This window comes from Mangrovitalea sediminis, from assembly GCF_002514725.1.
Taxonomy (GTDB): Bacteria; Pseudomonadota; Gammaproteobacteria; order Pseudomonadales; family Oleiphilaceae; genus Mangrovitalea; species Mangrovitalea sediminis.
The window spans coordinates 96,584-121,891 of the sequence record NZ_NTLB01000006.1 but is presented as its reverse complement, the minus strand read 5'-3'; the positions used below and the strand labels follow the sequence as shown (position 1 = coordinate 121,891).

At 57.3% G+C, this 25,308-nt stretch carries 17 protein-coding genes; 10 read left to right on the top strand and 7 right to left on the bottom strand.

Annotation, left to right across the window (positions count from 1 at the left end):
• Window positions 1-99: 99 nt before the first annotated feature.
• Complete coding sequence (locus CLR77_RS15600) at window positions 100-582, bottom strand: MaoC/PaaZ C-terminal domain-containing protein (protein ID WP_097461613.1); 483 nt, start codon at window positions 580-582, stop codon at window positions 100-102.
• A gap of 117 nt (window positions 583-699) precedes the next feature.
• Window positions 700-1,695, bottom strand: a complete 996-nt coding sequence (locus CLR77_RS15595) for an alpha/beta fold hydrolase (RefSeq protein ID WP_097461612.1) — start codon at window positions 1,693-1,695, stop codon at window positions 700-702.
• Window positions 1,696-2,132: 437 nt separating this feature from the next.
• On the opposite strand from CLR77_RS15595, the gene CLR77_RS15590 reads away from it, so the two are divergent.
• From CLR77_RS15590 to CLR77_RS15580, 3 genes are all read left to right on the top strand, one after another.
• Window positions 2,133-3,827: an AMP-binding protein gene (locus tag CLR77_RS15590; protein ID WP_097461611.1), complete on the top strand. Its 1,695-nt coding sequence runs from the start codon at window positions 2,133-2,135 to the stop codon at window positions 3,825-3,827.
• Window positions 3,828-3,970: 143 nt separating this feature from the next.
• Window positions 3,971-7,864, top strand: a complete 3,894-nt coding sequence (gene hrpA / locus CLR77_RS15585; protein WP_198962795.1) for an ATP-dependent RNA helicase HrpA — start codon at window positions 3,971-3,973, stop codon at window positions 7,862-7,864.
• Window positions 7,865-7,964: 100 nt separating this feature from the next.
• A complete protein-coding gene (locus CLR77_RS15580; RefSeq protein ID WP_097461610.1) occupies window positions 7,965-9,092 on the top strand; it encodes a beta-ketoacyl-ACP synthase III in 1,128 nt (375 codons plus the stop codon).
• Between the two features lie 9 nt (window positions 9,093-9,101).
• Here the strand turns inward: CLR77_RS15580 and CLR77_RS15575 are convergent, their stop codons facing one another.
• Window positions 9,102-9,509, bottom strand: coding sequence for an acyl-CoA thioesterase (locus CLR77_RS15575; protein ID WP_097461609.1), 408 nt, complete (start codon window positions 9,507-9,509; stop codon window positions 9,102-9,104).
• 107 nt (window positions 9,510-9,616) lie between these two features.
• On the opposite strand from CLR77_RS15575, the gene CLR77_RS15570 reads away from it, so the two are divergent.
• The 5 genes from CLR77_RS15570 to dinG all read left to right on the top strand — a co-directional run bounded on the left by CLR77_RS15570 (window position 9,617) and on the right by dinG (window position 16,972).
• A complete protein-coding gene (locus CLR77_RS15570; RefSeq protein WP_227519952.1) occupies window positions 9,617-10,405 on the top strand; it encodes an MlaA family lipoprotein in 789 nt (262 codons plus the stop codon).
• Window positions 10,406-10,621: 216 nt separating this feature from the next.
• Window positions 10,622-12,118: a DUF3336 domain-containing protein gene (locus CLR77_RS15565; protein WP_097461608.1), complete on the top strand. Its 1,497-nt coding sequence runs from the start codon at window positions 10,622-10,624 to the stop codon at window positions 12,116-12,118.
• A gap of 120 nt (window positions 12,119-12,238) precedes the next feature.
• Window positions 12,239-14,044, top strand: coding sequence for an ExeA family protein (locus CLR77_RS15560; protein WP_097461607.1), 1,806 nt, complete (start codon window positions 12,239-12,241; stop codon window positions 14,042-14,044).
• 2 nt (window positions 14,045-14,046) lie between these two features.
• On the top strand, window positions 14,047-14,835 hold the full coding sequence (locus tag CLR77_RS15555) for a general secretion pathway protein GspB (protein WP_097461606.1): 789 nt from the start codon (window positions 14,047-14,049) through the stop codon (window positions 14,833-14,835).
• Window position 14,836: 1 nt separating this feature from the next.
• Entirely contained in the window at window positions 14,837-16,972 is a 2,136-nt protein-coding gene (gene dinG, locus CLR77_RS15550; RefSeq protein WP_097461901.1) for an ATP-dependent DNA helicase DinG, read from the top strand.
• Window positions 16,973-17,327: 355 nt separating this feature from the next.
• Here dinG and CLR77_RS15545 read toward each other — a convergent pair whose 3' ends face one another.
• Window positions 17,328-19,985 carry a LuxR C-terminal-related transcriptional regulator gene (locus tag CLR77_RS15545; RefSeq protein ID WP_227519950.1) on the bottom strand — a complete coding sequence of 886 codons (2,658 nt, stop codon included), beginning with the start codon at window positions 19,983-19,985 and terminating at the stop codon, window positions 17,328-17,330.
• Between the two features lie 235 nt (window positions 19,986-20,220).
• On the bottom strand, window positions 20,221-21,000 hold the full coding sequence (locus tag CLR77_RS15540; RefSeq protein ID WP_097461604.1) for a sulfite exporter TauE/SafE family protein: 780 nt from the start codon (window positions 20,998-21,000) through the stop codon (window positions 20,221-20,223).
• Between the two features lie 130 nt (window positions 21,001-21,130).
• On the opposite strand from CLR77_RS15540, the gene cysB reads away from it, so the two are divergent.
• Window positions 21,131-22,105, top strand: coding sequence for an HTH-type transcriptional regulator CysB (gene cysB / locus CLR77_RS15535; RefSeq protein WP_097461603.1), 975 nt, complete (start codon window positions 21,131-21,133; stop codon window positions 22,103-22,105).
• Between the two features lie 84 nt (window positions 22,106-22,189).
• Here cysB and CLR77_RS15530 read toward each other — a convergent pair whose 3' ends face one another.
• On the bottom strand, window positions 22,190-22,915 hold the full coding sequence (locus CLR77_RS15530) for a phosphoadenylyl-sulfate reductase (protein WP_097461602.1): 726 nt from the start codon (window positions 22,913-22,915) through the stop codon (window positions 22,190-22,192).
• Between the two features lie 276 nt (window positions 22,916-23,191).
• On the opposite strand from CLR77_RS15530, the gene thrH reads away from it, so the two are divergent.
• Window positions 23,192-23,809, top strand: coding sequence for a bifunctional phosphoserine phosphatase/homoserine phosphotransferase ThrH (gene thrH / locus CLR77_RS15525; RefSeq protein WP_097461601.1), 618 nt, complete (start codon window positions 23,192-23,194; stop codon window positions 23,807-23,809).
• Window positions 23,810-23,852: 43 nt separating this feature from the next.
• Here thrH and pabB read toward each other — a convergent pair whose 3' ends face one another.
• The gene (gene pabB, locus CLR77_RS15520) at window positions 23,853-25,202 is read right to left on the bottom strand and encodes an aminodeoxychorismate synthase component I (protein WP_158227222.1); all 1,350 of its coding nucleotides are present in this window, start codon (window positions 25,200-25,202) and stop codon (window positions 23,853-23,855) included.
• Between the last annotated feature and the right edge of the window lie 106 nt (window positions 25,203-25,308).

The window sequence follows — 25,308 nt, the reverse complement described above, 5'->3', positions numbered from 1 at the left end:
CAATGATGTCCGGGCGGCATGACGGATTACTGATAAATCGACGTTTGGCCAGTGGCGTGGTCGGTCGGGGGCTTTGTAGCAGGCGCTTGGGGTGCGGGTTTAGTCTGGTAGTTCGCCAATGGTGATTTTGGGAAGGTTAGGGCGGTCCAGCGTCAGCTTTTCTACGGGTGCAAGTACCTTGGCCTCGCCGTTGACGACCAGTTCGCCATTTTGGTTGACCACTTCACATTGCATGATCACCCGGTTGCGGGACTCCTTCTTCGCAACTGTCAATTTGACGGTCAGCGTATCGTCCAGCTTCACCGGCCGCTTGAAATTCATGTTTTGTTCGAGATAAATAGTTCCGGGCCCGGGAATGACCGTCGCCAGTGCGGCGGAAATCAACGCACCACTCCACATACCATGAGCGATACGTTCCTTGAACATGCTCTTGGCAGCGAATTCCTTATCCAGGTGAACGGGGTTGATATCGCCGGAAACAGCGGCAAAGAGGATCAGCTCATTTTCAGTAAGGGTACGCGTATAGGTGCCGGTATCGCCTACCTGAAGCTCGTCATACGTAATATTTTCCAGCGCTTCCATGTCTGTCACTCTGACGTGAATCGTTATTAGTTTTGAATCAGCTTAAACAGCTCAGGGCAATCCGCAAGTAGCATTATGTAAATTGCCGATCAGGCCACATATTCGCTTCTTGCCGGATTATGGCGCCGCCGCCCCTTCCGAGCGCCGCAGGTGACGCTCAAGCCAGTTCCACAAATCGGCAAAAACCGCTTCGTGCTCGTGCTCATGGAAGGGCTCGTGCCGCATAGACGGATAGAGACTGAGTTCGACGTCGGTATGTCCGGCCTGCCGATAGGCCTCAGCCAGCAGGCGCGGTCCGGTACCGAAGGCGCCGACCGGATCTCTTTCCCCTGCCAACAGATAGACGGGTAACGCTGTGGGTATCTTGGCCAGGTTTGCAGGTTGAGAGATGGTTGCCAGTCCACCGGTGAAGTCATGCCAGAGCTGTACCGTGCATTGGAAACCGCACAACGGGTCGTCGATATAGTCCTGTACTTCACTACGGTCGCTGGACAGCCAGTCAAACTCGGTTTCCGCGCCGCTGACGCTTTTGGCAAAGGCGGCAAAGGTCAGTTTGTGGATCAACGGACTGATACCGTGTTTCCCCCGCCAAAGCCTGATGAGCGTTACCAGGTGATGAAGCACTTTCAGCCGGACGGGTTTGTCCAGATTGGAGCCGGACAGGATCAGCCCTGTCAGCGAAGGAGGCGGGCTGTTTTCGATCAAGTAGCCCTGGACGATAAAGGAGCCCATGCTGTGTCCCAGCAGAAACACTGGCAGCGATGGGTATTCTTTCGCGATGTAAGCCTGGACATCGCCGACATCCCCGGTGACCCGGGACCAGCCGTCGTCATCCGCATAGAGGCCAGCCATCCCGGTTGCCACGCACCGGCCGTGTCCCCGGTGATCGTGCGCTATTGTCACAAGCCCGCATTCCGATAGGCATTTCGCCAGTTCCTCATACCGTCCGGCATGTTCAGCCATGCCGTGGCAGACATGAACCACACCGAGAGGTGCCGTCGACGCCGGAGAAGGGGCCCACCGATAGATTGGGATCTGGTGCCCGTCTTTTGCCGTGAGGGTCGAGTCCTGGCGAGTGGTCGTCACTACAGGGGATTGCGGGTGGGGGTCCATGGTGATTATCGGTTTTATCCATCATTCGGGTTGAGTTCGGATAATAACCGACCCGTGGGGCCGATTAAACGGCCTCCCCAGGCTTATTCCCGCGGCCGGTCGATTCCGTGTGCTGTGTCGCAAATCATTTGTCGTGCATGCGCGGTATGGGGCGCGGGCACAGGCGCTACCTCAATAGCGGCAAAACTGGTATTCTTCGTGCACCCGGAAAATAACAAAATTTGTGTCGCAAACGACATATAAAAAGCTGTTGATTAGCTTCTCACGCCTTTGGCCATGGACGCGTTATACGGTTCCTTGTGGCCGGTGGATGCAATGGGCTTTGCTGGTGGGCGCCGTTCCGGTCGTCCGGCTTGGTTCTGTTGTCTTATAAAACGGCGGTTAGGCGCGGCAGCTCACGAATACTATAAGCACAAATGCAAACAGGAGATGGTGTGATGGATTTTGCGCAATTCTTCAGGGACAAGTACCCGCCTGGTGTTCCTGCGGAGATAGACGCTTCGCAGTACAGCACGATGGTGGATGTCTTTGAAAAGTCGGTCAAACGTTTTGCTGACCGGCCAGCATTCAGTGCCGTTGGAGTCACACTGACTTATCGCGACCTGGATATTCAGAGCCGCAACTTCGCGGCTTGGCTGCAGAACAAGACCAGTCTCAAGCCTGGCGACCGCATTGCGATTCAGATGCCGAACCTGACCCAATACCCTGTTGTGGTATTCGGTGCCATGCGTGCTGGCCTGATTGTCGTCAACACCAATCCGCTTTACACCACCCGTGAAATGGAACACCAGTTCAACGACAGTGGTGCCAAGGCGTTGGTGGTTTTGGCGAACATGGCTGACAAGGTCGAGGAAGTCCTGCCCCAGACCGGTATCGAATACGTCGTCGTCACTGAAATTGCGGACATGCATAAGCCGCTCAAGCGTAAGCTGATGAACGCCGTGGTCCGGTATGTGAAGAAGATGGTGCCGGAATACCGTCTTCCCAAAGCGGTGTCGTTGCCGCAAGTCCTGAATGTTGGCGCGAAGCAGAGCTTCAAGGATGTAGACGTCAAGCCTGATGATATCGCCGTACTGCAATATACCGGTGGCACGACCGGCGTTGCCAAAGGCGCGATGCTGACGCAAGCCAATCTCGTGGCCAACCTGCTTCAGGTTAAGCCTCTGCTGCTGAGTCGACTGGAAGAAGCGAAAGAAACGGTTATCGCACCGTTGCCGCTTTACCACATTTATTCCTTCACCCTGAACTGCAGCATCATGGTGGAAACGGGCAACCACAGCATCCTGATTCCGAACCCGCGGGATATCGGCGGTTTCGTAAAGGAGCTCAAGAAGTGGAAGTTCACTTCCTTCCTGGGCCTGAACACGCTGTTCGTGGCGCTGTGCAACAATGAAGAATTCCAGGATCTGGATTTCTCCGGCCTGAAAATCACAGCATCCGGCGGTATGGCTTTGACCAGCGATACAGCGAAGATGTGGAAAACCGTGACCGGTTGTGACATTGCCGAAGGTTACGGCATGACCGAAACCTCGCCCGTCATTTCGATCAATCCGCTGACCGCTATCCAGTTGGGCACCATCGGCCTGCCGATTCCGTCGACCCTGTGCAAAACCATCGATGACGAAGGCAATGATCTCAAGATCGGGGAGCCGGGCGAGTTGTGTGTCAAAGGTCCTCAGGTCATGAAAGGGTACTGGCAGCGTCCTGAAGAGACCCGCAAAACCTTTACCGAAGATGGCTGGCTCAAGACCGGCGACGTGGCGGTCATCCAGGATGATGGCTATATGCGTATCGTTGATCGTAAAAAGGACATGATTCTGGTTTCCGGTTTCAACGTCTACCCGAACGAGATCGAGGATGTGGTGACCAGCCACCCGGATATTCTCGAGTGTGCGGCTGTCGGCATTCCCGATCCGAAGAGCGGCGAAGCGGTTAAAATCTTCGCGGTTCGCTCGAACGACAAGCTGAGTGAAGCCGAGTTGCGAGAGTTCTGCCGCGAACGCCTGACCGCCTACAAGGTACCGCGCAACATCGAATTCCGTGACGAGCTGCCGAAGACCAATGTCGGCAAGATTCTGCGTCGCCAGTTGCGCGACGAAGAAGTTGAGAAGAAGAAGGAAAACGCCGCCTGATTCGAGGGGCGTTCGTTTTGCAGAAAACCCTGCCGGTGCTGCAGGGTTTTTTGTTTTCGGATAACGGGAGCTTCCGTCTGGCGTGATCGGCGGATGGCCCTCCAAAAGACATTTCGCATCGGCCTATTTGCAAAACGTACATCATGACGAAACCGCTACCGCCAGAGATCTCCGATATCCGCCAGCGTCTCGAGCACTGTCATCAGCAGCAATCCGCCCGTATTTTGCGTTTGCTGGGCAAGCAACGTGGCGATCTGGCTCCGGCCGAATTGGAGCGCGTGCAGAAATGGCTGGTGGAGGGAGAGCGTCGTTATGTGGAACGGGATCCCAGCGGGCTGAATCTCGATTTGCCGGAGGCTTTGCCGGTCAGTCAGCACGGCGCACGGATCGGCGAGTTACTGAAGGAGCATCAGGTGATTGTCGTCGCCGGTGAAACCGGCTCGGGGAAAACGACCCAATTACCCAAGATCTGTTTACAGCAGGGGCGGGGACGGCGTGGTTTGATCGGTCACACCCAGCCACGGCGTATTGCCGCTCGTGCAGTAGCCGCGCGTCTTGTGGAGGAAATGGGGCCTGCTGCCGGCAATGCGGTGGGATATCAGGTTCGTTTCACCGATACAACCAGCGAGCAAAGCCTGATCAAGGTTATGACGGACGGTATTTTGCTGGCGGAAATCGGCCATGACCGTTTTCTCGACCGTTATGACACCTTGATCATCGATGAGGCTCACGAGCGTAGTCTCAATATTGATTTCCTGATGGGGTACCTCAAACGCCTGCTGCCCAAACGGCCCGATCTACGCATCATCATCACCTCCGCGACCATCGAGGTGGAGCGGTTCAGTGCCTTTTTTGGTGATGTGCCGGTAGTGCAGGTATCTGGCCGTACCTGGCCGGTAGAGGTGCGCTACCGGCCGCTGACGGCTGCCTCGGATACTGAGGAAATGGGGTGGCCCGATGCCGTGCTGCAATCGGTAGGCGAGATCGAGGCGCATGAGCGGGAGCAGCGACAGGGGCCGGGTGATATTCTGGTCTTTCTCCCTGGCGAGCGTGAAATCCGTGAGCTGAGCAAGGCATTACGCCACGCAGAGCTACGGCATACTGAAGTGCTGCCGCTGTACGCCCGCTTGAGTGCGGCTGAACAGAACCGCGTTTTCCAGACGCATGGCGGTCGTCGCATCGTGCTGGCAACGAACGTGGCGGAAACCTCGCTCACTGTGCCCGGCATCCGCTATGTGATCGATACCGGTCTGGCGCGGGTCAGCCGCTACAGCGTGCGCTCGAAAATCCAGCGCCTGCAGAGTGAGCCGATCTCCCAAGCCAGCGCCAACCAGCGGATGGGTCGTTGCGGCCGGGTTGCGCCGGGTATCTGCTTCCGCCTCTATGATGAAACCGACTTCATCAACCGCCCGGAATACACCGATCCTGAAATCCTTCGCACCAACCTGGCGTCGGTCATCCTGCAGATGACGCTGCTTGGCTTGGGCGACATTCAGCGATTCCCGTTTCTGGATGCACCGGACAGTCGCCTGATCAACGACGGATTTCGCGTGCTTGAGGAGCTGGGAGCGGTCGATAAAAAACGCCAGCTCACCAAGCTGGGGCGGACCATGGCCCGGTTGCCGGTGGATCCCCGGCTGGCCCGAATGCTGGTAGCGGGCAGCGAAATGGGGAGCCTGGCGGAAATCCTGATCATCACCGCTGGCCTCAGCGTCCAGGATCCTCGGGATCGGCCTGCAGACCGAAAGCAGGCCGCGGACCAGGCTCACGCGGAATATGCCGATAAAGAGTCCGATTTTGGGACCCTGGTACGCCTTTGGTCACTCTATGAAGAGCAGCGACAGGCACTTTCCCAGAACCAATTGCGCCGGTATTGCGAAAAACGTTTCCTGTCCTGGATGCGCTTACGGGAGTGGAGGGAGACGCACCGGCAGCTCACCTTGCTGGCGCGCGAACAGCAGTTGCGGATCAACCAGGAACCGGCAGACTACGCGTCGGTGCATCGGGCCATCCTGACCGGGCTCCTGTCACAGATAGCGCTGAAGGACGAAAAACGTGAATATCTGGGCCCCCGCAACCTGAAAGTGATGATTTTCCCCGGTTCTCCGCTCGTCAAATCGGCGCCCAAATGGATTGTCGCCGCGGAAATTGTCGAAACCAGCCGCGTCTTTGCGCGGACGGTGGCCCGCATTGAGCCGGAATGGATAGAGCCGTTGGCGGCCCATGTCGTCAAACGACATTATTTCGAGCCCCATTGGGAGAGTAAACGATCGCAGGTGGTCGGCTATGAGCGGGTGACGCTATACGGGCTCGAAATTGTCTCCAAGCGTCGTATTGGATATGCCCAGATCGATCCGGTGGTGTCCCGGGAGATTTTTATCCGGCGTGCACTTGTAGAAGGCGACCTTCGCAGCAAAGCGCCATTTCTGGCGAAAAATCGAGTCCTCCTGCAGGAGGCCGAGTCGCTGGAGGACCGGGTTCGGCGTCGAGATCTTGTGATCGATGAGGAGAGCCTGTTCGAGTTTTACGAAACCAGGGTGCCTGCGGAAGTGGTCAGTGGGCGCCACTTCGATACGTGGTGGCGCTCGCTGGATCAGGCAGCGTTGACGGCCTTGACGCTCACACCTGAAGCGGTTTTTCAGCGCACACCGGATGCAGACCTGCACAGTGCCTATCCAGACAGCCTGGTCTGGGACGGGATCCGTTACCGCTTGCTCTATCGTTTCGAGCCCGGTGCGATCGATGATGGGGTGACCATCCAGGTGCCGCTGATGGCATTGCGCCAGTTGCCGATTCATCGCCTCGACTGGCTGGTGCCGGGTCTTCTGCGCGAAAAATGTGTTGCCCTGGTCAAGGCGTTGCCCAAGGCCTTACGCAAAAACTTTGTCCCGGTACCCGACTTTATCCAAGCCGCCCTTGAAAACCTGGCCCCCTGCAATGAACCGCTGACCCGGAAGCTCGGTGAGGAGTTGGCTCGAATGACCGGCGTAACCGTTGACGCTGAAGCCTGGTCGCCCGAAAACCTGCCCGATCACCTGCGCATGAACGTCCGCATTCTCGATAGTAACGGACAGATGCTGATGCAGGGGCGTGACCCTGCCGCCCTGCAACGATCGCTGGAGCAGGAAGCCGACAAGGCGTTGCAATCGCAGCCGGTGCAGCAAGGCCGGCAGGAACCGGCGCCGGCGCGGCAGTGGAGTTTTGGCTCCTTACCTGCGCAGGCGGAGGCTGAACAATCCGGCATGCAGGTAAGGGTTTATCCGGCAATTGAAGACCTGGGTGATACGGTGCGAACGACCCGACTGCTGGACCCCGTCGCGGCGGAGGTCAGTCATCGCCGCGGTGTCGCACGACTGATCGTCCATGCATTGGGTAATATGCTTTCCGATCTGGAGCGGCGGCTGCCGGGTTTCAAAGCCGCAGCACTCCTGTTCGCACCGACAGGAAAGCAACGTGATTTACTGGACGACTTGCTGATTGCCGCCGTTCAGAACCACTTCCTGTCTAACGAACTGCCGCGAACGTCGGAGGCCTTCGACGAGGTTCTCCGCAAGGGACGGGACAGTTTCTGGCCCGCACTGGAGTCCCATTCCACGCTACTTAAGGAGATTCTGCAACGGCACCATGAGGTCATGAAAAGTCTGGAGGGCAAGATCCCGTTGACGCTGGCAAGCAGCCTGTCCGACTTGAAATTCCAGATGCAGCACTTGGTTTTTCCCGGTTTTATGGCGGATACCCCCGAAACCTGGCTCAAGCAGATTCCACGTTATCTGGAAGCCGCCCTGATTCGAAGGGAGAAAATGACCCGGGAGATGGGGCGAGAGCGGGAGTTCCTGCACGATTTCAAACCGCTGTGGGAACGGTATGCCACGCGCAGGGAACATCTGATGCGCCAGGGTATCGCCGATCCGGAATTGGTGATGTACCGGTGGATGCTGGAGGAGTATCGGGTATCGTTTTTTGCGCAGATACTGGGGACATCGGTACCGGTATCGCTCAAGCGGCTGGATCGCCAATGGGAAAGGGTCAGGGTGTAAGGCGGAGTGCAGGTAGTTGGCGCCAGCTCAGTACCGGGCCGCTCGGTGGCGTGTTATGTTAATATTTTGACGCATAAATCAAAAAATTGTGGGGTTGCCTGTGACAAAGACAGTAATTAGCGGGACCGGTTTGTATACACCGCCGGCGGTCGTCGAGAATGACGATCTGGTCGCCGCCTTTAACGAATATGTGCGCCGCTTTAATGACGAACACCGTGCCGCTATCGAGGCAGGAGATGTCGCGCCGTTGCAGGAGTCCTCAACCGCCTTTATCGAGAAGGCTTCCGGCATTAAACGCCGGCATGTCATGGATCGGGAGGGCATTGTTGACCCCGAGCGCCTTTGTCCACGTTTACCGGAGCGGGATAACGAGTCTCCCAGTATCCAATGCGAAATGTCTGTCGCGGCGGCGCGGGAAGCGATGGCCCAGGCCGATCGATCTGCCGCCGATATCGATGCGGTCATCGTGGCCTGTTCCAATCTGCAGCGTCCTTATCCGGCGGTAGCGATTGAGGTCCAGGCCGCTCTGGGTATCGAGGGTTTCGCCTACGATATGAACGTGGCCTGCAGTTCGGCGACATTTGGGATTCAGGCGGCGGTGAACGCAGTGGAAAGCGGTTCGGCAAGGGCTGTGCTGGTCGTCAATCCGGAGATCTGTACGGCACACCTCAACTTTCGCGACCGGGACAGCCATTTCATCTTTGGGGATGCCTGCACGGCGATCATCGTCGAGCGCGCGGATCAGGCGCGGGGTGAAAACGTATTTGAGATCCTCGGAACACGCCTCAAAACGCTATTTTCGAATAATATCCGGAACAACTTCGGTTTCCTCAACCGGTGCGATGAGTCGGGTATTGGTAAGCCGGACAAGCTTTTTGTCCAGCAGGGCCGGAAGGTGTTCAAGGAAGTCTCTCCCATGGTTGCCGATACCATTATGGGGCACCTGGAAAGCCTGGGGCTGACGTCTGATCAGCTCAAGCGACTGTGGTTGCATCAGGCGAACCTCAACATGAATCAGCTGATTGCCCGCCGGGTGCTGGGGCGTGATGCGTCTGAAGAAGAGGCGCCGGTAATTCTGAACGAATATGCAAACACCAGCTCTGCCGGCTCCATCATTGCATTTCACCAGCACAAACAGGACATCGCAGCCGGTGAGCTGGGTGTGATCTGCTCCTTCGGTGCCGGGTATTCCATCGGTAGTGTGATTGTTCGCAAGCACGGCGCCTGATAGGCGCCTTTACTCCGCCGCCAGCGCGCGAAGAGAATCCGGTAGCTCGGTCGATTTGCGTTCGCGGTGGTTCAGCCAGACGATTTTGGCGTATCCTTCGCAGCAGATGTCGCCGGTCGCCTGGTCGATGACCTCATGGTAGGTATCGAGGCTGGATCGGCCGGCTTTGCCGGTGAACGTGCGAATTTCGACGTTGGTCGGCCACCCCAGTTCACGAAGGAATGTGGCTTCGGTCTTGATGATGACGGGGCCCGTTTCGGCACTGCCGACCTTGAGTTGCAGGGATTCCAGCCAACTCACGCGCGCTTCTTCAAAAAAGCGGAAATAGGTCGTATTGTTCACGTGCCCATTGGCGTCCAGATCACCCCAGCGTATGGACATCGTATTGGTGTAGACCAGATTTCGTTGATCACTCATAAAGGCTGGCTCCGAGCCGGATGATTCAGCCATCCATTGTCATCGAATGATCACGATTTGAAAACCAGGGCCCGGAAACGAGGCCATGATAGGGAGCATTTAACGGTATGCTTAACGTTGGAAAGCGACTTTCCATTTCTTCCCTCATTATCCGGGCAATGATGGTCGTCCTGTTGAGTGCGTCGACGGCGAATGCCTGGGCCGCGTCTAGTGACACGGGCTATCAGGACAGCAGCAACTATGATGCCCGTGACCCCTGGCAGCCCTTTAACCGCAAGGTTTTCGCGTTTAATGATTTCCTCGATCGGTGGTTCCTGAAGCCGGTGGCACGGGGTTACCGTGCGATCATGCCGCGCTTCCTGGATGATGGTGTCACGAATTTCTTCAGCAACCTGGGTGAGCCCATCAACCTGGTCAACAGTCTGTTTCAGCTCAAGCCCGATGCGGCCATGACCGCCACGGGGCGTTTTCTTTTCAACACGACCTTCGGCCTGGGCGGATTCTTTGATGTGGCGGGGCGCATGGGGCTGCCTGCGCACGATGAGGATTTTGGGCAAACCCTGGGATACTGGGGCGTGGGTACTGGTCCCTATCTGGTGCTGCCATTCCTCGGGCCGTCAGACGTACGTGACGCGTCGGGGATGACCGTCGACTACTTCTCGCCCGAAAACCTGTGGAGCTACATCCACGCACCGGACTGGTATTACCTGCGGGGCCTCGACGTGGTGGATACGCGAGCCGACCTGATTCCTGCGGAAGGTTTGATCGAAGGGGATCGCTACACCTTCCTGCGTAATGCCTATTTGCAGCGACGTCAGTTCCTGGTGAAGGACGGTAAGGTAGATGACCCCTTCACCAGCGGCGATGATTCGGACGTCATGTTAAAAGGGTTTTGATCCCCACGGAGTCGTCGCTTTCGGTGAGACGGACGACACATCGCGATAAGCTCATGATGACGCTGGCGGTATCGAGGTCTATGCTGGGTCAAAGGCGAGATCCGGTAAGCGTGGTACGGAGGCCATTTGCCAAGAGGGGCAGGGAACGCATCCTACCCCGACGACACGCAGACGAGTACGGATCCGCAGTGATAGCTGACCGGAGGTTTCTGGTTCATGGCGATGCGCGGCAAGATCCACCGTTTCCAGAAAATGCTGGCGGAGGCTCCGAATTACGAGAGCTGGAAGGCAGCGGCACTGGAGCTGGATTATCTTGAAGGGAAGGTCGACTGGAAGGAGACCTTTGCCTCTGATCTCTACAATTATGAGTTGATCTACGACCGGCTCAGTCAACTGCGACAATATCACCAGCAGCGTGAATTCGATCTGTTGCGTCGGGCGCTGCGGGAAGGTTTGCATCACGATCTCGGTAATATGGGCAACCCAGCCCTTTACCGTCAGAGCCGCGTAGGCACCAAGCATCTGGTTGAGGCCTATATCAACCAGGTCTGTGAATCGCTCGATTTTCTGTGCGATAACGACGTGCCAGGCTTTTCGGTGGCCGAAAAAATCGACTTTTTCAAGGATACACTGCTGAGCTATGGGCGACCTGCACTGTTGCTCAGCGGAGGGGCCAGTCTCGGCTTGTTCCATATCGGCGTCATCAAGGCGCTTTGGGAGAGGGCGCTGCTGCCTCAGGTGGTGGCCGGTTCCAGTGTCGGCGCGATCATTGCCGGCATCCTGGGAACTCATACCGACGCCGAGATCCCCGACCTTTTCTCACCGGAAAACCATAACCTTCATGCGTGGCGCTGGAACGGTCTGATGAATGGCCTGCGAGGCCGCGGCTTCATGGACCAGTCCCAGTTGGAGAACTGCCTGCGGGCCAATATGGGCGAGTACACCTTTGAGGAGGCGTTTCACCGGACAGGACGCTCCATCAATATCAGCGTGTCGCCAATTCAGGAGAATCAGAAGGCGCGGCTGTTGTGTGGTTATACGTCGCCGTACCTGCTGGTCTGGAGCGCGGTACTGGCGTCGGCGGCCGTGCCGGGTATTTTTGCCCCGGTCACCCTGATGAAGAAAGATCCCAGCGGTAACCTTCAGCCTTACATGCCGCGCCTGCAGTTTGTGGATGGTTCCGTCGTCAGCGATCTCCCGGTTGAACGGCTGATGCATCTGCATGATGTCAATTTCACCATCGTCAGTCAGACCAACCCCCATGTCGTACCCTTCCTCGGAACGCGGGGGCGTGACGAGAAGATGGGCCTGCTCGGCTTACCGAAGCAGTTGCTGAAGTCGGAATTCCAGTTCCATGGCAAGGGGCTGTTCGATTTCATGCGTAAGCGCGTGCGCCCGGAAATATTGCGTCAGGCCTCCGGCCAGATGTATACGATCCTGGCTCAGCGCTATTACGGTGATGTCACCATCGCGCCGCGATACGGCCTTCGCCACTACGCGGGGATGTTGAGAAACCCAACACCAGAGTTCGCCCGGGAGCTGATACAACAGGGCGAACGTGCCACTTGGCCGCATATCGCCATGATTCGTACCCATGCCAAGATTTCGCAGACACTGGAGCGCTGCGTTGCGCGGTTACGGCAACGGGCGGAATCGCGGCGGGCGGAAATCCGGGTGATTTCCTCCGATCCGGTAGCGGGTTCGGCGAGCTGAGGACCACGGGTTTCATGACGGATTACCGGTTCCCGGCAATCCGTCCAGATCGCGGGTGACAGTGTGGCGGGCCGGGGGCTATCATTAGGCTCCTGCATGCCCCGGCCCGATTGAGAATCAATGTACTACGAATTTTTTGGATTTCGCGAGGCGCCTTTTTCCATCGCCCCGGATCCGCGCTATCTCTATCTCAGCGAACGCCACAAGGAAGCGTTGGCCCACCTCATGTACGGCGTGGGCGGGCAGGGCGGCTTTATCGTCATTACCGGTGAAGTCGGAACCGGGAAGACGACTATCTGTCGCTGCTTTATGGAGCAGGCGCCAGAGCATGTCGATATCGCGTTGATCCTCAATCCCAAACTTTCGGCGCGCGAGCTCCTCGGCAGCATTTGCGACGAACTGGGTATCAAGATTCCCGCGGGCGCATCGATCAAACGCATGATCGACCAACTGAATGCCCATCTGCTCGACGCGCATGCCAAAGGGCGCCACACGGTGCTTATCATCGATGAGGCGCAGAACCTGTCGATCGATGTGTTGGAACAGCTGCGCCTGCTGACCAATCTGGAAACCTCAGAGAAAAAGCTGCTGCAAATTGTCCTGTTGGGGCAACCGGAGCTGCAGGAAATCCTGGAACGACGGGAGCTACGACAGCTGGCCCAACGGGTGACGGCACGTTACCACCTGGATTCGTTGGCCAAGGATGAAATCCCCGCCTATGTCCGTTACCGCCTGTCCGTTGCCGGACAACGGACCGACCTGTTTACGCCGGCGGCCCTGCGCCGCGTCTATCGCATGGCGCGGGGCATTCCCCGGCTGATCAACCTGATCTGCGATCGCGCGTTGCTGGGTGCCTATGCCGAAGGCGTGCATCAGGTCGATGCCCGGACTGTACGTCAGGCCGGCCGCGAGGTGTTGGGCCGCGTTGGTGCTGCTGGCGGGAATATGAAGGCCGAACGCCCCTCTCTGCCGGGTGTCAGTGTCGGCGTCATTGTCGCCGCCTTGGTGTTGTTTACCGCTGGGCTCACCTCATACCGTCTTGGCTGGCTGAATATCCGCATCAATGACAAGGGGGCTTCGGCGACACTGTCTACACCGGAGAAGGCGACGCTATCGGCGTCCTCAAAGCCCCTCAAGGCAGATACCTCGTCGTCGGGAATAGGCTCGAGCGGCAGTCAACCGGGAGCGTCCACGTCTTTGAGCAAGGTAAGCGCTTCGGACGCTGGTGGCGATGTCTCCCAGCAGGAAGTCGCTTCTCCTGACACCTCGACCGGCCAGAAAAGCGATCCTGCGCCTGACCTTGATGCCTATCAACCCCAAGGCGACGAAAAGGTTCAGGCGTATCAGGTAGTGTTCAAGGCCTGGGGCGATGATTATCAACCGGCCTCGACGCCTTACGCCTGTGATTATGCCCAAACAATGGGGTTGCAGTGTCTTCACCGGGAGGGGAACTGGCGGGGTCTGCAGCAGTTGAACCGGCCTGTCGTCATGCGATTGTTCAATCGCGATGGCAATGAGTTCTACATTGCGTTGTTGCGCCTTTCGGGCGACCTTGCAACGATCAGTCTGGATGGCAAGGAGTACCAAGTGCCGCGTGACCTGTTGGACAAGCACTGGCTGGGAGACTATTCGCTCGTTTGGCGAATGCCGCCGGGTGAAAGCCGAAAGGATGCGGATCGTAAGAAATGGCTGTCTTTACAGATCAGTCAGGTGATCGACCGTCAGGGCGGCAGCGTTTCCCAGCGGCAGCAGCTCAAGTCCATGTCCTTGGTGGATCAGGTCAAATGGTTCCAGAAGTCGGTTGGCCTCATTCCCGACGGTATCCCGGGTACGGTCACACTGATCCACCTGAATACGGTGCTCGACGCCAAGGTACCCCGGTTGTTCGATACGACGCAGACCGTCGATAGTGCCAAACGAGGTTGACGATGTCCTATATTCTGGACGCATTACGTAAATCTGAAAGTGAGCGGCGCCAGGGGCGCATTCCGGATCTCGGTACAACAGTACAGATGGTCCACAAGAAGCGCTCCCAAGGCTTGCATTGGTCGTTCTGGATTGCCGTGGCGCTTGTCGTCAATGCCGGTGTCTTTGCCTATCTTTTCTGGCCGCGTCCAACGCCTTCGGCCAAACCGGTGGTTGCTTCATCTGTTCCCAAAAGCGCGGTGGCGGAGCCGGCGTCTAAAGCGGCAACTGCTGCCGTTCCAGCTGTGGCAGCAACGCCGTCGCCGCAAACCGCCCAGGCTACTCCCTCTGGCGCTAAGCCACTGCCAGCGGGAGCTTTGGTAACGCCGCCGTCACCGTCGAAGACCCAGGTCGTATCGGCACAGAGCGGTGTACCGACCCTGATCGTCCCATCGGAGGGCGACCAATCGTCTTTACCGTCAGCGTCAGCAGCAACGCCCGCACCTGGCCCGACGACCACCATTGCGAAGACGTCGTCGACGCCGGATCTGGCGCATCCTGACAGCATTCCGCTCCTGGTTGACGAGCCTCTGTCGTTCCAGCAGCAGGTCCCGCCGTTGCATTTCAGCGGCCATATCTATTCCTCTGTGCCCAGTGCACGCCGGGTGGTCATCAATGACATGTACCTCGGTGAGGGCGATTCATTGGGGGACCTGAAGGTGGAGCGTATTACCGAGTCGGGCGTGGTTTTCGATCTGAATGGCCAGTTGTTCCGGGTAGGTGTCGTCAGCGACTGGAATGGGCCGAACTGACATTATGCTGGCAGAAGAGACCAAACAGCAGATTCAGCAGGCCTACCGGGATTTTCTGGCAGGGCGGGGTATTCGCGCGCGCTATGGGCAGCGCATGATGATCGCCGAGATTGCCAAGTATGTATCGGCGATTCAATCTCACGACGGCGAGCGCACTTCACCACCCTCTGCCTGTGTGATCGAAGCCGGCACAGGGACGGGTAAGACGCTGTCCTATCTGTTGGCGATGATTCCCCTGGCGCGGCAGCTCAACAAGAAACTGGTGATATCCACGGCAACGGTGGCCTTGCAGGACCAGATTGTGGGGCGGGATCTGCCGGACCTCAAGGAGTTCGCCAAGCTCAACATTTCGTGGACCCTGGCAAAGGGACGGGGGCGCTATCTTTGCCTGTCTCGCCTGGAGAACAAACTTCATGAGCATGGCCAGGGCGACAGCGACACCATGCCACTGTTCCTGCTTGAAGAGCCCAGCGCGGAAGCGGGAGACAACCGGCAGTTCATGGAGGAGCTTTTGGCCTCCTATGCGTCACGTCAGTGGGACGGGGATCGTGACCACTGGCCGGGAGGCATTCCCGATGAAACCTGGCGCCAGGTGACGACGGATCATCGCCAGTGTACCAATCGCCACTGCAACTATTTCGATACCTGCGCCTTCTTTGCGGCTCGGGGGTATCAGGAAAATGCCGATGTGATCGTCGCCAACCACGACCTGGTGTTGGCAGATCTGACATTGGGCGGGGGCGCCATTCTGCCTCGTCCTGAAGATACGCTGTATGTCTTCGATGAGGCTCATCACCTTCCCGACAAGGCCCTTGGCCATTTTGCGGCGTCGCTTTCGCTGCAGGGAACGCGGCACTGGTTGAAACAGGTGTCCCAAGCGCTAACTCGCATTGTCCCCTTTGTGCCGCCGGGTTCCGGAGCGGCCCGGGTCGTCGATAGTATTGGCGCAGCGGCGCGAGATCTCGATCCCATGTTGGACGGTGTCTACCGCTATCTGCTGACTGAAACGCCCTGGCCAGACGAGGGCGAGGAGGATAGTGACCATTACCGTTATCCCCAGGGGCAGATCGGAGGCGGCGTCAAGGAACTGGTGGACGCGGCGGTGATTGCGTCATCGACGCTGGTGCGGCATCTCAATACGTTGCTCGAGGAGCTGGAAAAAGGGTTCGACGACAGAAAGACATCGGACCTGGACCGCTCCACCGCCGAGGCATGGTATCCGGCTATCGGTACCTTGCAGAATCGGGCGGAAGCCGGTCTCCGTCTCTGGCAGTCCTTTGCTGCCAAGGATGAGGGTAAGGGGCCGCCAACAGCGCGCTGGTTACAGCGAGAGTCCTGGGAAACCGGCGACGATATCACCCTATACAGCAGCCCGGTACTCGCTGACAGTCTCCTCTATTCCCGACTATGGACCAGGGCTTTCGGTGCGGTGCTGACGTCGGCGACGCTGACGGCTCTGGGGCGTTTCGACCGTCTCCGTCAACGCGCGGGGTTGCCGGAAGAAAGCCAGTACATCGTGGTGCCCAGCGCTTTCCGCTATGCCGAAATGGCGACGGTCGAGGTTCCTGCCAATGCCATTGATCCGTCCGATGCGGCTGCTTTCACGGAGGCTTTGGTCAAGGCTCTACCGGAGATATGGCGGGATGAAAGTGCCGTGTTGGTCCTGTTCACTTCTCGCCGCCAGATGCACGATGTTCGAGATCTCCTGGCGCCGGGCTTTCCCGAGCAGATCGTCACTCAGGATGATATGTCCAAGGCGGCGGTATTGGCCCACCACCGTGAGCGTATTGATCGTGGGGAAACCAGCATCCTGTTCGGGGTTGCCAGCTTTGCGGAAGGTATTGACCTGCCGGGCGCTTATCTGAGACATGTCATCATCACGCGACTGCCATTTTCGGTACCGAACGACCCCATTGAGGCCAGCCTGGCGGAGTGGATTACCGTGAGAGGGGGGAATCCGTTCATGGAAATCAGCGTGCCGGATGCCTCCATTCGCCTGATTCAGGCTGCCGGTCGACTGTTGCGAACCGAGGATGACCGGGGACGCATCACCATCCTGGACCGGCGTATTGTCTCTCGCCGCTATGGTCGCCTGTTGCTCGACGCGCTTCCGCCTTTCCGACGTATTCTCGCCTGAGATCCTTTCCAATAAGTCTTATCGATAGCCGTACCGACACCGTCGAGGATTCGTTCGTCCTTCTCTTGGAGCGGTAATGGATAAGGGGGGGGAATCGGGATAAAAAAAAGGTGTCATGCGCCGAACCGTACATGACACCTTTGCTGCAAGCAGGGCTTTTACTTGGGAGGCCCTAACGAAAGCTGAACAGGAATCAGAGGCCTGAAGTTCTGAATTCCGTTGATGAGTTACCTCATCGATGTTTGCAGTTTAGGGGGGGAGGGGGCGTATTCGGATCGTCCAAAGGGCGTAGCGGGTGGGCGTAACGCGTATTTTTGTGATGCTTGTCACAAAAGAAGGCGCTATTTACCGTAAATCAGGATAAAACACCTAGCTGTCTAGCCTTCGCCAGGGCTTCGGTACGGCTACGGGCGCCAATTTTACCGTAAAGATTACGAATGTGGGCCTTAATCGTGGTTGGCGCAACATCGAGTTTCAGGGCGATTTCCTTATTGGCCAGCCCGGCATTGATCAATTCCAATACTTCCAGCTCACGCTGACTGAGCGGTTCCACCAATTCGGCACAGCCAATCACAGCTGTGGCGGGCTTGGGCTCGCCCACCGGCTGGCTCGATTCGGGGGAGTAGCGTTCATCCAGCAGGCGGTGCAATTCCGCCATGTAGGAGTCGGGCAGGTCCCGGGTGTCGCTGTGCCGGATGAGGTGAGCGGTGGCTTCGCCCTCGTCCACGAAGAGGCGTAGCAGACGATCCCGGGCAGCAAGCCGGAGTGCCTGCTGCATCGTGGCTACGGCTTCGGCTTCATCGCCTTTTAAGTGGCAGGCCGTAGCATAGACGGCCAACAACTCGATCAGGTGCTTGTTGTGCTGGCTTTGTTCGGTTTCCGTCCGCAGTGGAATGAGGATATTCAGTGCATCCTCCGGGCGCTGGGTTGCCAGCATCACACGTGCCGCGGTAATGAGGCTTTGTTCGCGATTCAGCGGGTTCTGATAGGTTTGCTCCTCCCGCCGACGCAACCAGGCCGTGGCCTTGTCGAGTTGACCCATGGCCATGAAACAACGGGCTTTCAGTGCGTCCACACTTGGCGGCTCGAAAACTATGACGTCACGCTTGTGCGTCAGCACATTTTCCGCATCTTCCAGGTATGCGATGGCTTCCTCATAGTTTTCCTGGGAAAACGCGAGATGCGCGCGCATATACTGGATGATGATGTGCTGTCCGGGTTCGGTACCTTTTTTCACGTGATCAAGCAGTGGATTCAGGTACGTCTGTGCCAGGGAAAGGTCGTTACGCTCACGGTAGATCTGTATCAGGGCACTGTTTTGCCAGCAGGACACGAGGCGAGGCTGGGATGGATCGGTGTGGTAGCTATCCACCCAGGCCCGGACTGACGCGCAGAGTTCCAGGGCCAGGTCCATTTCACCCTGATGAAAGAGTATCCAGGCGAGCAGGCCACCGCTGGAAAGTACGGTGGAGTGCTTTTTCTCGGCCTTGCCGTGGTCAACGGACGATTGAAGTGCGGTACGTGCCGACACCAGATCGCCCCGGGCGTAACAATCCAGTCCGATACCGTAATAGGTCACCGATTTCAGCGGTATGTTCGTGTGGTCGATATCCCTCAGGACCTGCTGGGTCAACACGCTGGCTTTTTGTAAATCGCTTCTTGTGCGCGCGAGGTAGGAGCGTATCAACGCGATTTCGCTCTGCAGCGCCATGGCACCATCCGTATCTGGATGGTCTTCGGCAATGCGCTTGTGCAAAAGGCTTTCCAGGCGTTCGAGCAGGGGTTCAACGATATCGAGTTTGTTGCTGAAGAACAGTGCCCAGATACGCAGCATCAGCAGCCGGGGGCGAGACTCGGTCAGCGATACCGGCATGCGGTCCATCCAGCCGAGAACAGGAAGGTGATAGCCGCCGTGGATCAGGTTGTTGCCATACTGCTCCAATACCTTGGCCAGCCATTCCCAGTCTTCGAGCTGCACCAGTTGGGCAATGGCTTCCTGCAGTTGATCGTGCTCCAGAAACCAGTCGACGGCACGCTGCTGTAATTGATCGATGCGCTGACTATCGGTCTGCTTCAGGCGGTTATAGAGCGCTTCCCGGAACAGGTCGTGGTAGCGGAACCATTCACCCCGCGTATCCAGGGGAATAATGAAGAGGTTCGCTGCAACCAGCGTTTCCAGAATGCCCTGGCTATTCGTGGCCTCGCGAATGCCATCGCACAGGGGGCCGCAAAGGCGCAGGCAGCAGGCCGTTTCGAGCAGGAACTGGCGTATCTCCGGCGCCTGGTGATCGAGAATCTCGCTCAGGACATAATCGCTGATGTATTTGTCGCCGCCGCCGTACCGGATGAGTGATTCGGTATTTTTCAGGCGATCGTCGTGACTGCCGGAAAGTGCGGCGAGCTGCATGGCGGCGACCCAGCCCTCCGTTCGTTGCCAGAGCTGGGTGGCCTGTTCCGGCGTCAGCGCAAGTCCCATGTAGTCGTTGAAAAAGCTTTGGCACTCGCTTTCCGAAAAAGCGAGGTCAGCTGCATGGACTTCGTCCAGGCTGTGCCTGACGCGCCAGCGTGCAAGGGGAAGCGGTGGCTCTGTTCGCGAAATGAGCACTACCTGGAACTGTGGCGGCAGGTAATCGATGAAGTAGCCCAGTTGCCAGTGGATGTCCGGGCGCTTGATCAGGTGGTAGTCATCGAGTACGAGCACCGCGGCGTTGTCGTCGCGTTCGGCAAGGGCATTGATGAGCGCTGTGATGGCGCCATCGAATTCCTGCTCCGACAGGTCATTGATTCTTTTTCTGGCGTCGCTGATGTCGGCGATCTTCTGACGCTCAATGGCGCCGGCGACATATTGCCAGAAGCGACGGGGTTCGTCGTCGCCCGCATCCAGTGACAGCCAGGCGATCGTTCCGCCATCCTGCTCACACCATTGGTTGACCAGGGTGGTCTTGCCGTACCCGGCGGGTGCAATGACGGTGGTGATGCGTTTGCCCGGGCGGGGCTTAAGTCTGTCCAGCAAGCGCGTGCGAGTGATCGCACGAGAATCGGGGGCGGGTCTCAAGAATTTGGTCGCTAACAACATGCGAAATCAGATCATCCAGGAGCCTGAAAGTTCATCCCGACAGCATATGGGCAGAAAGGATCGTCAGCTCAGCATTGTCGGGCCTTTACAGGCATTGTCAAGCTGTGACTGACGTGTCGTGAGGCCGGAAATGGAGCAGGGTGACCCGGAACGGGGGCCCTGCCTAGGTTTCCTAGAAGAAGACGTATTTCAGTCCGACAAGGAAAAGGATGCTGGCAAGGGCTGATTGCATCACTTTGGCCGGAAGGCGCCGTCCCAAATAGGTCCCCAGATGGATGGCCGGCAGCGAGCCGAGCAGGAGACTGCCCAGCAGGTAGAAGTTGATGTTGCCCAGTTCCCAGTGACCGAGTCCGGCGACCAGCGTCAATGGAACCGCATGTGCCAGATCGGTGCCGATAATTTCGATCGGTGAAAGCCTTGGATACAGGATCATCAGAATGGCCGCACCGAAGGCGCCAGCGCCTACCGACGACAGCGTGACGCAGATACCCAGAAATACGCCGGCAAGAATGGTAAGCGGGGCCTGATAGTGTTCATGCCATCTGCGACCTTCGGTTGTGGTGGCTTGAAATCGCTGGAGGCGGGAGCGGAAAAGCAGGACGATAGATGTCAGGATCAGCATGGCACCCAGCGTCGACATCAATAGCCCCTGGTATTCGGCAGGATCCGAAAAAAAACGGGACAGGATGAGGATGGTGATGATTGATGCCGGCAAGCTGCCCGAGGCCAGACGACGCACCACCTGCCAGTTGACATTGCGGTGCCGGTGGTGAGAATGCACGCCGCTGCCTTTGGTGACGGCGGCATAGATAAGATCAGTACCCACGGCAATATGTGCCGGAAAACCGAACAGCAGAAGGATGGGGGTCATCAGGGACCCGCCTCCAACGCCTGTCAGTCCGACGGCGAAACCGACACCAGCGCCGGCTATAACATATAGCAATATATCCATGATTTTGGTCTACACTTTAGGTACTGTGCTTCCGTGGATGATCAAACTCTACTGACTCTTATCTATTCATAAAAAGAATATTTACTTATATTTTTATTCGACTTTGTTCGGATGAGGTTCTGGAGGAATCATGAAGCTGCAGCAATTGCGCTACATTTGGGAAGTTGCGCATCACGATCTCAACGTATCCGCTACGGCGCAGAGCCTTTACACGTCTCAACCCGGTATTTCGAAGCAGATTCGACTCTTGGAAGATGAATTAGGGGTCGAGGTGTTTGCACGCAGCGGTAAGCACCTGACTCGTATCACGCCGGCCGGCGAGACGATCATTCGTGAGTCGGGGGAAATCCTGAGGCGGGTAGAGGGGATCAAGAAGATCGCCCAGGAGTTCAGTAACCAGCGACGGGGTGATCTCAGCATTGCTACAACGCACACCCAGGCGCGTTATGCTCTGCCGCCCATCATTCGCGGCTTTATCGAGGCATACCCGGAAGTATCCCTGCATATGCACCAGGGAACGCCTATGCAGATTTCGGAAATGGCGGCGACGGGTGCAGTGGATTTTGCGATTGCCACTGAGGCCTTGGAACTGTTCAGCGACTTGATCATGATGCCCTGTTATCGGTGGAATCGTTGCATCATCGTGCCGCGGGAGCATCCGTTGACACAGTTGAAGGAGTTGACGCTGAAGGATGTCGCCGAGTATCCCCTGGTCACTTATGTCTTTGGGTTTACCGGGCGCTCGAAGCTTGACGAGGCTTTCCAGGAAGCGGGTCTGACGCCAAAAGTGGTGTTTACCGCTGCCGACGCTGACGTTATTAAAACCTACGTACGGCTGGGACTGGGCGTTGGGATCGTTGCCCGGATGGCAATCGATGAGGTGACGGACAAGGACCTGGTGGCTCTCGATGCAAGGCATCTCTTCAAGCCGAGCACGACACAGATCGGTTTTCGAAAAGGGACCTTCTTACGGGGTTATATGTATGACTTTATCCAGCGTTTTGCCCCCCACCTGACTCGCGATCTGGTCGAGGCCGCCTCTCACCGGACCAATCGCGTTGAACTGGATGAACTGTTCAAGGATATTGAACTGCCAATCCACTAGCCCCTGCGTCTTGCGAGCCTATCGAGGCCATCGGTGGCCTCGACGGTGTTCTAGCGGACTGAGTCGGCAAGGTCGCAAGAAGCCTTAAGATTGGCTTGCGATCAGGTTGCCGGCATGCAGGCCGCACTCCTTCTGCGTAGCCTCTTCCCACCACCAGCGCCCTTCGCGCTCATGCTGACCCGGCAGAACAGGGCGCGTGCAGGGCTCGCACCCAATGCTGATGAAGCCCTTTTCGTGCAGGCTGTTATAAGGCACTTCGGACATCCGGATGTAATCCCAGACTTCTTTGGAAGACCAGTTGGCCAACGGATTGAACTTCACCAGTGGCCGCTCGTCTGAGCCAAAGGTGGTGTCCTGCTGCACCACAGGAACATCATTGCGGGTGCTGGGGCTTTGATCACGGCGCTGACCGGTGATCCAGGCGTCGACAGTCGCCAGCTTGCGGCGCAGGGGTTCAACCTTGCGAATGCCGCAACATTCGCTGTGTCCATCCTGGTAGAAGCTGAAAAGCCCTTTGCGGCTCACGAGTTGCTGAACAGCCTCGGTATCCGGAAACAACACTTCGATATCGATACCGTAATGAGTCTTCACCTGATCGATATAACGATAGGTTTCAGGGTGTAGGCGACCGGTGTCCAGCGTGAAGACGCGCAGGTTATCGGTCAGTTTATGTGCTAGCTCGATTAGCGCCACATCTTCTGCGCCACTAAATGATATCGCAATATTATCATAGTGTTGCAGGGCATATTTCAGAATGCTTCTGGGTGACTCCGCACTAAGCTCCTGGGCGAGTTGGCTGATGTCGGTCATGAGTGACGAGCCTCTGAAGATCGGATGGCAGGCTGTCCCGAAATACCGATAAGTACCGGACCCGGGATGAGCCAGGGAACAAGGCCGAACTTTATCATTGCGCCGCTAGGCACAAAAGGAATAGCAACTTATATCCTTATAGCAATTTGAAGCGCTGCCAAAGGTCGATGCTTTCCTTTATTATGAGGCACCGCTTATCGGCATGGCGCACGCTGGCCGGATGTCATATCGGCGACGCTTGTCGTAAACTGATTGAATAAAATCAAGGAGTTATTCGTGGAACTGGCCTGCCTCGATCTGGAAGGTGTATTGATTCCGGAAATCTGGATCGCGTTTGCCGAGAAAACCGGCATTCCTGAACTCAAGGCAACAACCCGGGATATCCCGGATTATGATGTGCTGATGCGTCAGCGGCTGCGCCTGCTCGATCAGCATGGCTATGGGCTCAACGAGATTCAGGAAGTGATTGGCGGCCTGGACCCCCTCGAAGGTGCCGTTGAATTCATGGACTGGCTGCGGGCCCGGTTCCAGGTAGTGATTCTGTCGGACACCTTTTATGAGTTTGCCATGCCGCTGATGGCTAAGCTGGGCTTCCCAGCATTGCTGTGTCATAAGTTGGACGTGGCTGAAGACGGGCGTATCACCAACTACCTGCTTCGCCAGCGAGATCCCAAGCGCCAGTCCGTCCGTGCATTTCAGTTGTTGAATTACCGTGTGTTGGCGGCGGGAGATTCCTACAACGATACGACAATGCTGTCGCAAGCGGATGCAGGCATCCTGTTCCATGCACCGCAAAACGTTATCGATGAGTTTCCGCAGTTTCCGGCGGTCCACACCTATGAGGATCTCAAACGGCAGTTTTGTGAGCTGAGCGTTCGCGATATTGCTCTCTGAGGCCTGACGGCATGGCCGGCGCACCGAGATGCCGGCCATGTGGTTAGTGAAGACTTTCGACAATCTCCATTAACCGTTTGACCTTCACGCAAGACTCTTCGTATTCCTCTTGCGGATCTGAGTCGGCAACCACGCCGCCGCCGCCCCAGCACTCAATCAATCCCTCGCTACACCTCAATGTCCTTATCGCGATATTGCTGTCCATGCGGCCATGGTGGCTGATATAGAAGATCGATCCACAATAGGGGCCTCGCTGATGCGGTTCCAGCTCGTGAATGATTTCCATGGCGCGCCGTTTGGGAGCACCAGTGATAGAGCCGCCCGGAAAGGCACTCAGCAGCAGGTCCAACGGTGTCAGGTCCGGGCGTAGGCGCCCGGAAATCGTGCTGACAAGGTGGTGGACGTTGGGATGACTTTCGACGCGGAACAGCTCGTCGACGTGAACGGAGCCCGTGACGCATTGGCGCCCGAGATCGTTGCGCAGTAGGTCGACGATCATGAGGTTTTCGGCCCGGTCTTTCTCACTGTTGACGAGCTGCTCGCGAAGACGTGCGTCCTCGTCCCTCGTGGCACCGCGTGCTCGCGTACCCTTGATGGGGGCTGTGATTACCCGACCCTTATCCGCCAGTATGAAGCGTTCGGGAGAGAGGCTGAGTATCTGGCTGTGGCCAGAATTGTAATAGGCCGAGAAAGCGGCGTCATGGGCGGCGGTGAGTTGGAGAAACGCGTGCCATGGATCGCCCTCGTAACCACCTTCAAAGCGCTGTGAGAGGTTAACCTGATAAGCATCACCAGCAAGCAGGTAGTCGAGAATTCGCGATACCCTGGACTGGTACTGTTCGGCGGTTTGATCGGGCGCAAAAGGGCGGGTTATCCGGAAATTATCCGCCGGGCTGATCCTGGCCGTTGCCATTGACCGAATATGCTCCCGTGTCGCTGTTGTGCAGCGAGGGTGCCAGAATAGCGCAGAACGACCCGTTCGGTTCTCCTTAACCGCAGCCCAGGTATAGAGGCCAACCGATAACAGGTCGCCATCGTCCTTGGCACGAAGGGCTGTTGTTGTCGGGTCAAGGTAGTAGCCGGTCTCATAACCTATATGGCCTGCCAGTCCGCCGATAAAAGGGGGAATGAACGGTAAGGACGTCAATTGATCAGGAGATAGGCGGGGCGCTGGCTCTAGTGCTGACTTCAATGTTTCAATGGCGGCTGGCAGGGGCATCGGCGACAGTGAATCCGCGTGGCAGCGGATTTGCCGCTCGGGCAGGGCGGTTACGATGTCGTAATCACCGCGTTCACCGTTATCGCCAGGCGCGCCGAAGTAGATGAAGCCCTCCTGACGATGAAGTCGGTCGGCAAAACGGGCGAAGTCTTCGAGGGGGGTGAACGCTACCAATGTGATTTCTCGGTTGGGGCCTTTGTTTGTGACGTATTGCTCAGTAGGGTGAATCGTTAAGAACCGAGTCGCCTTCCAGGCTGTCATACAGTTGGTGTCTGAAGAC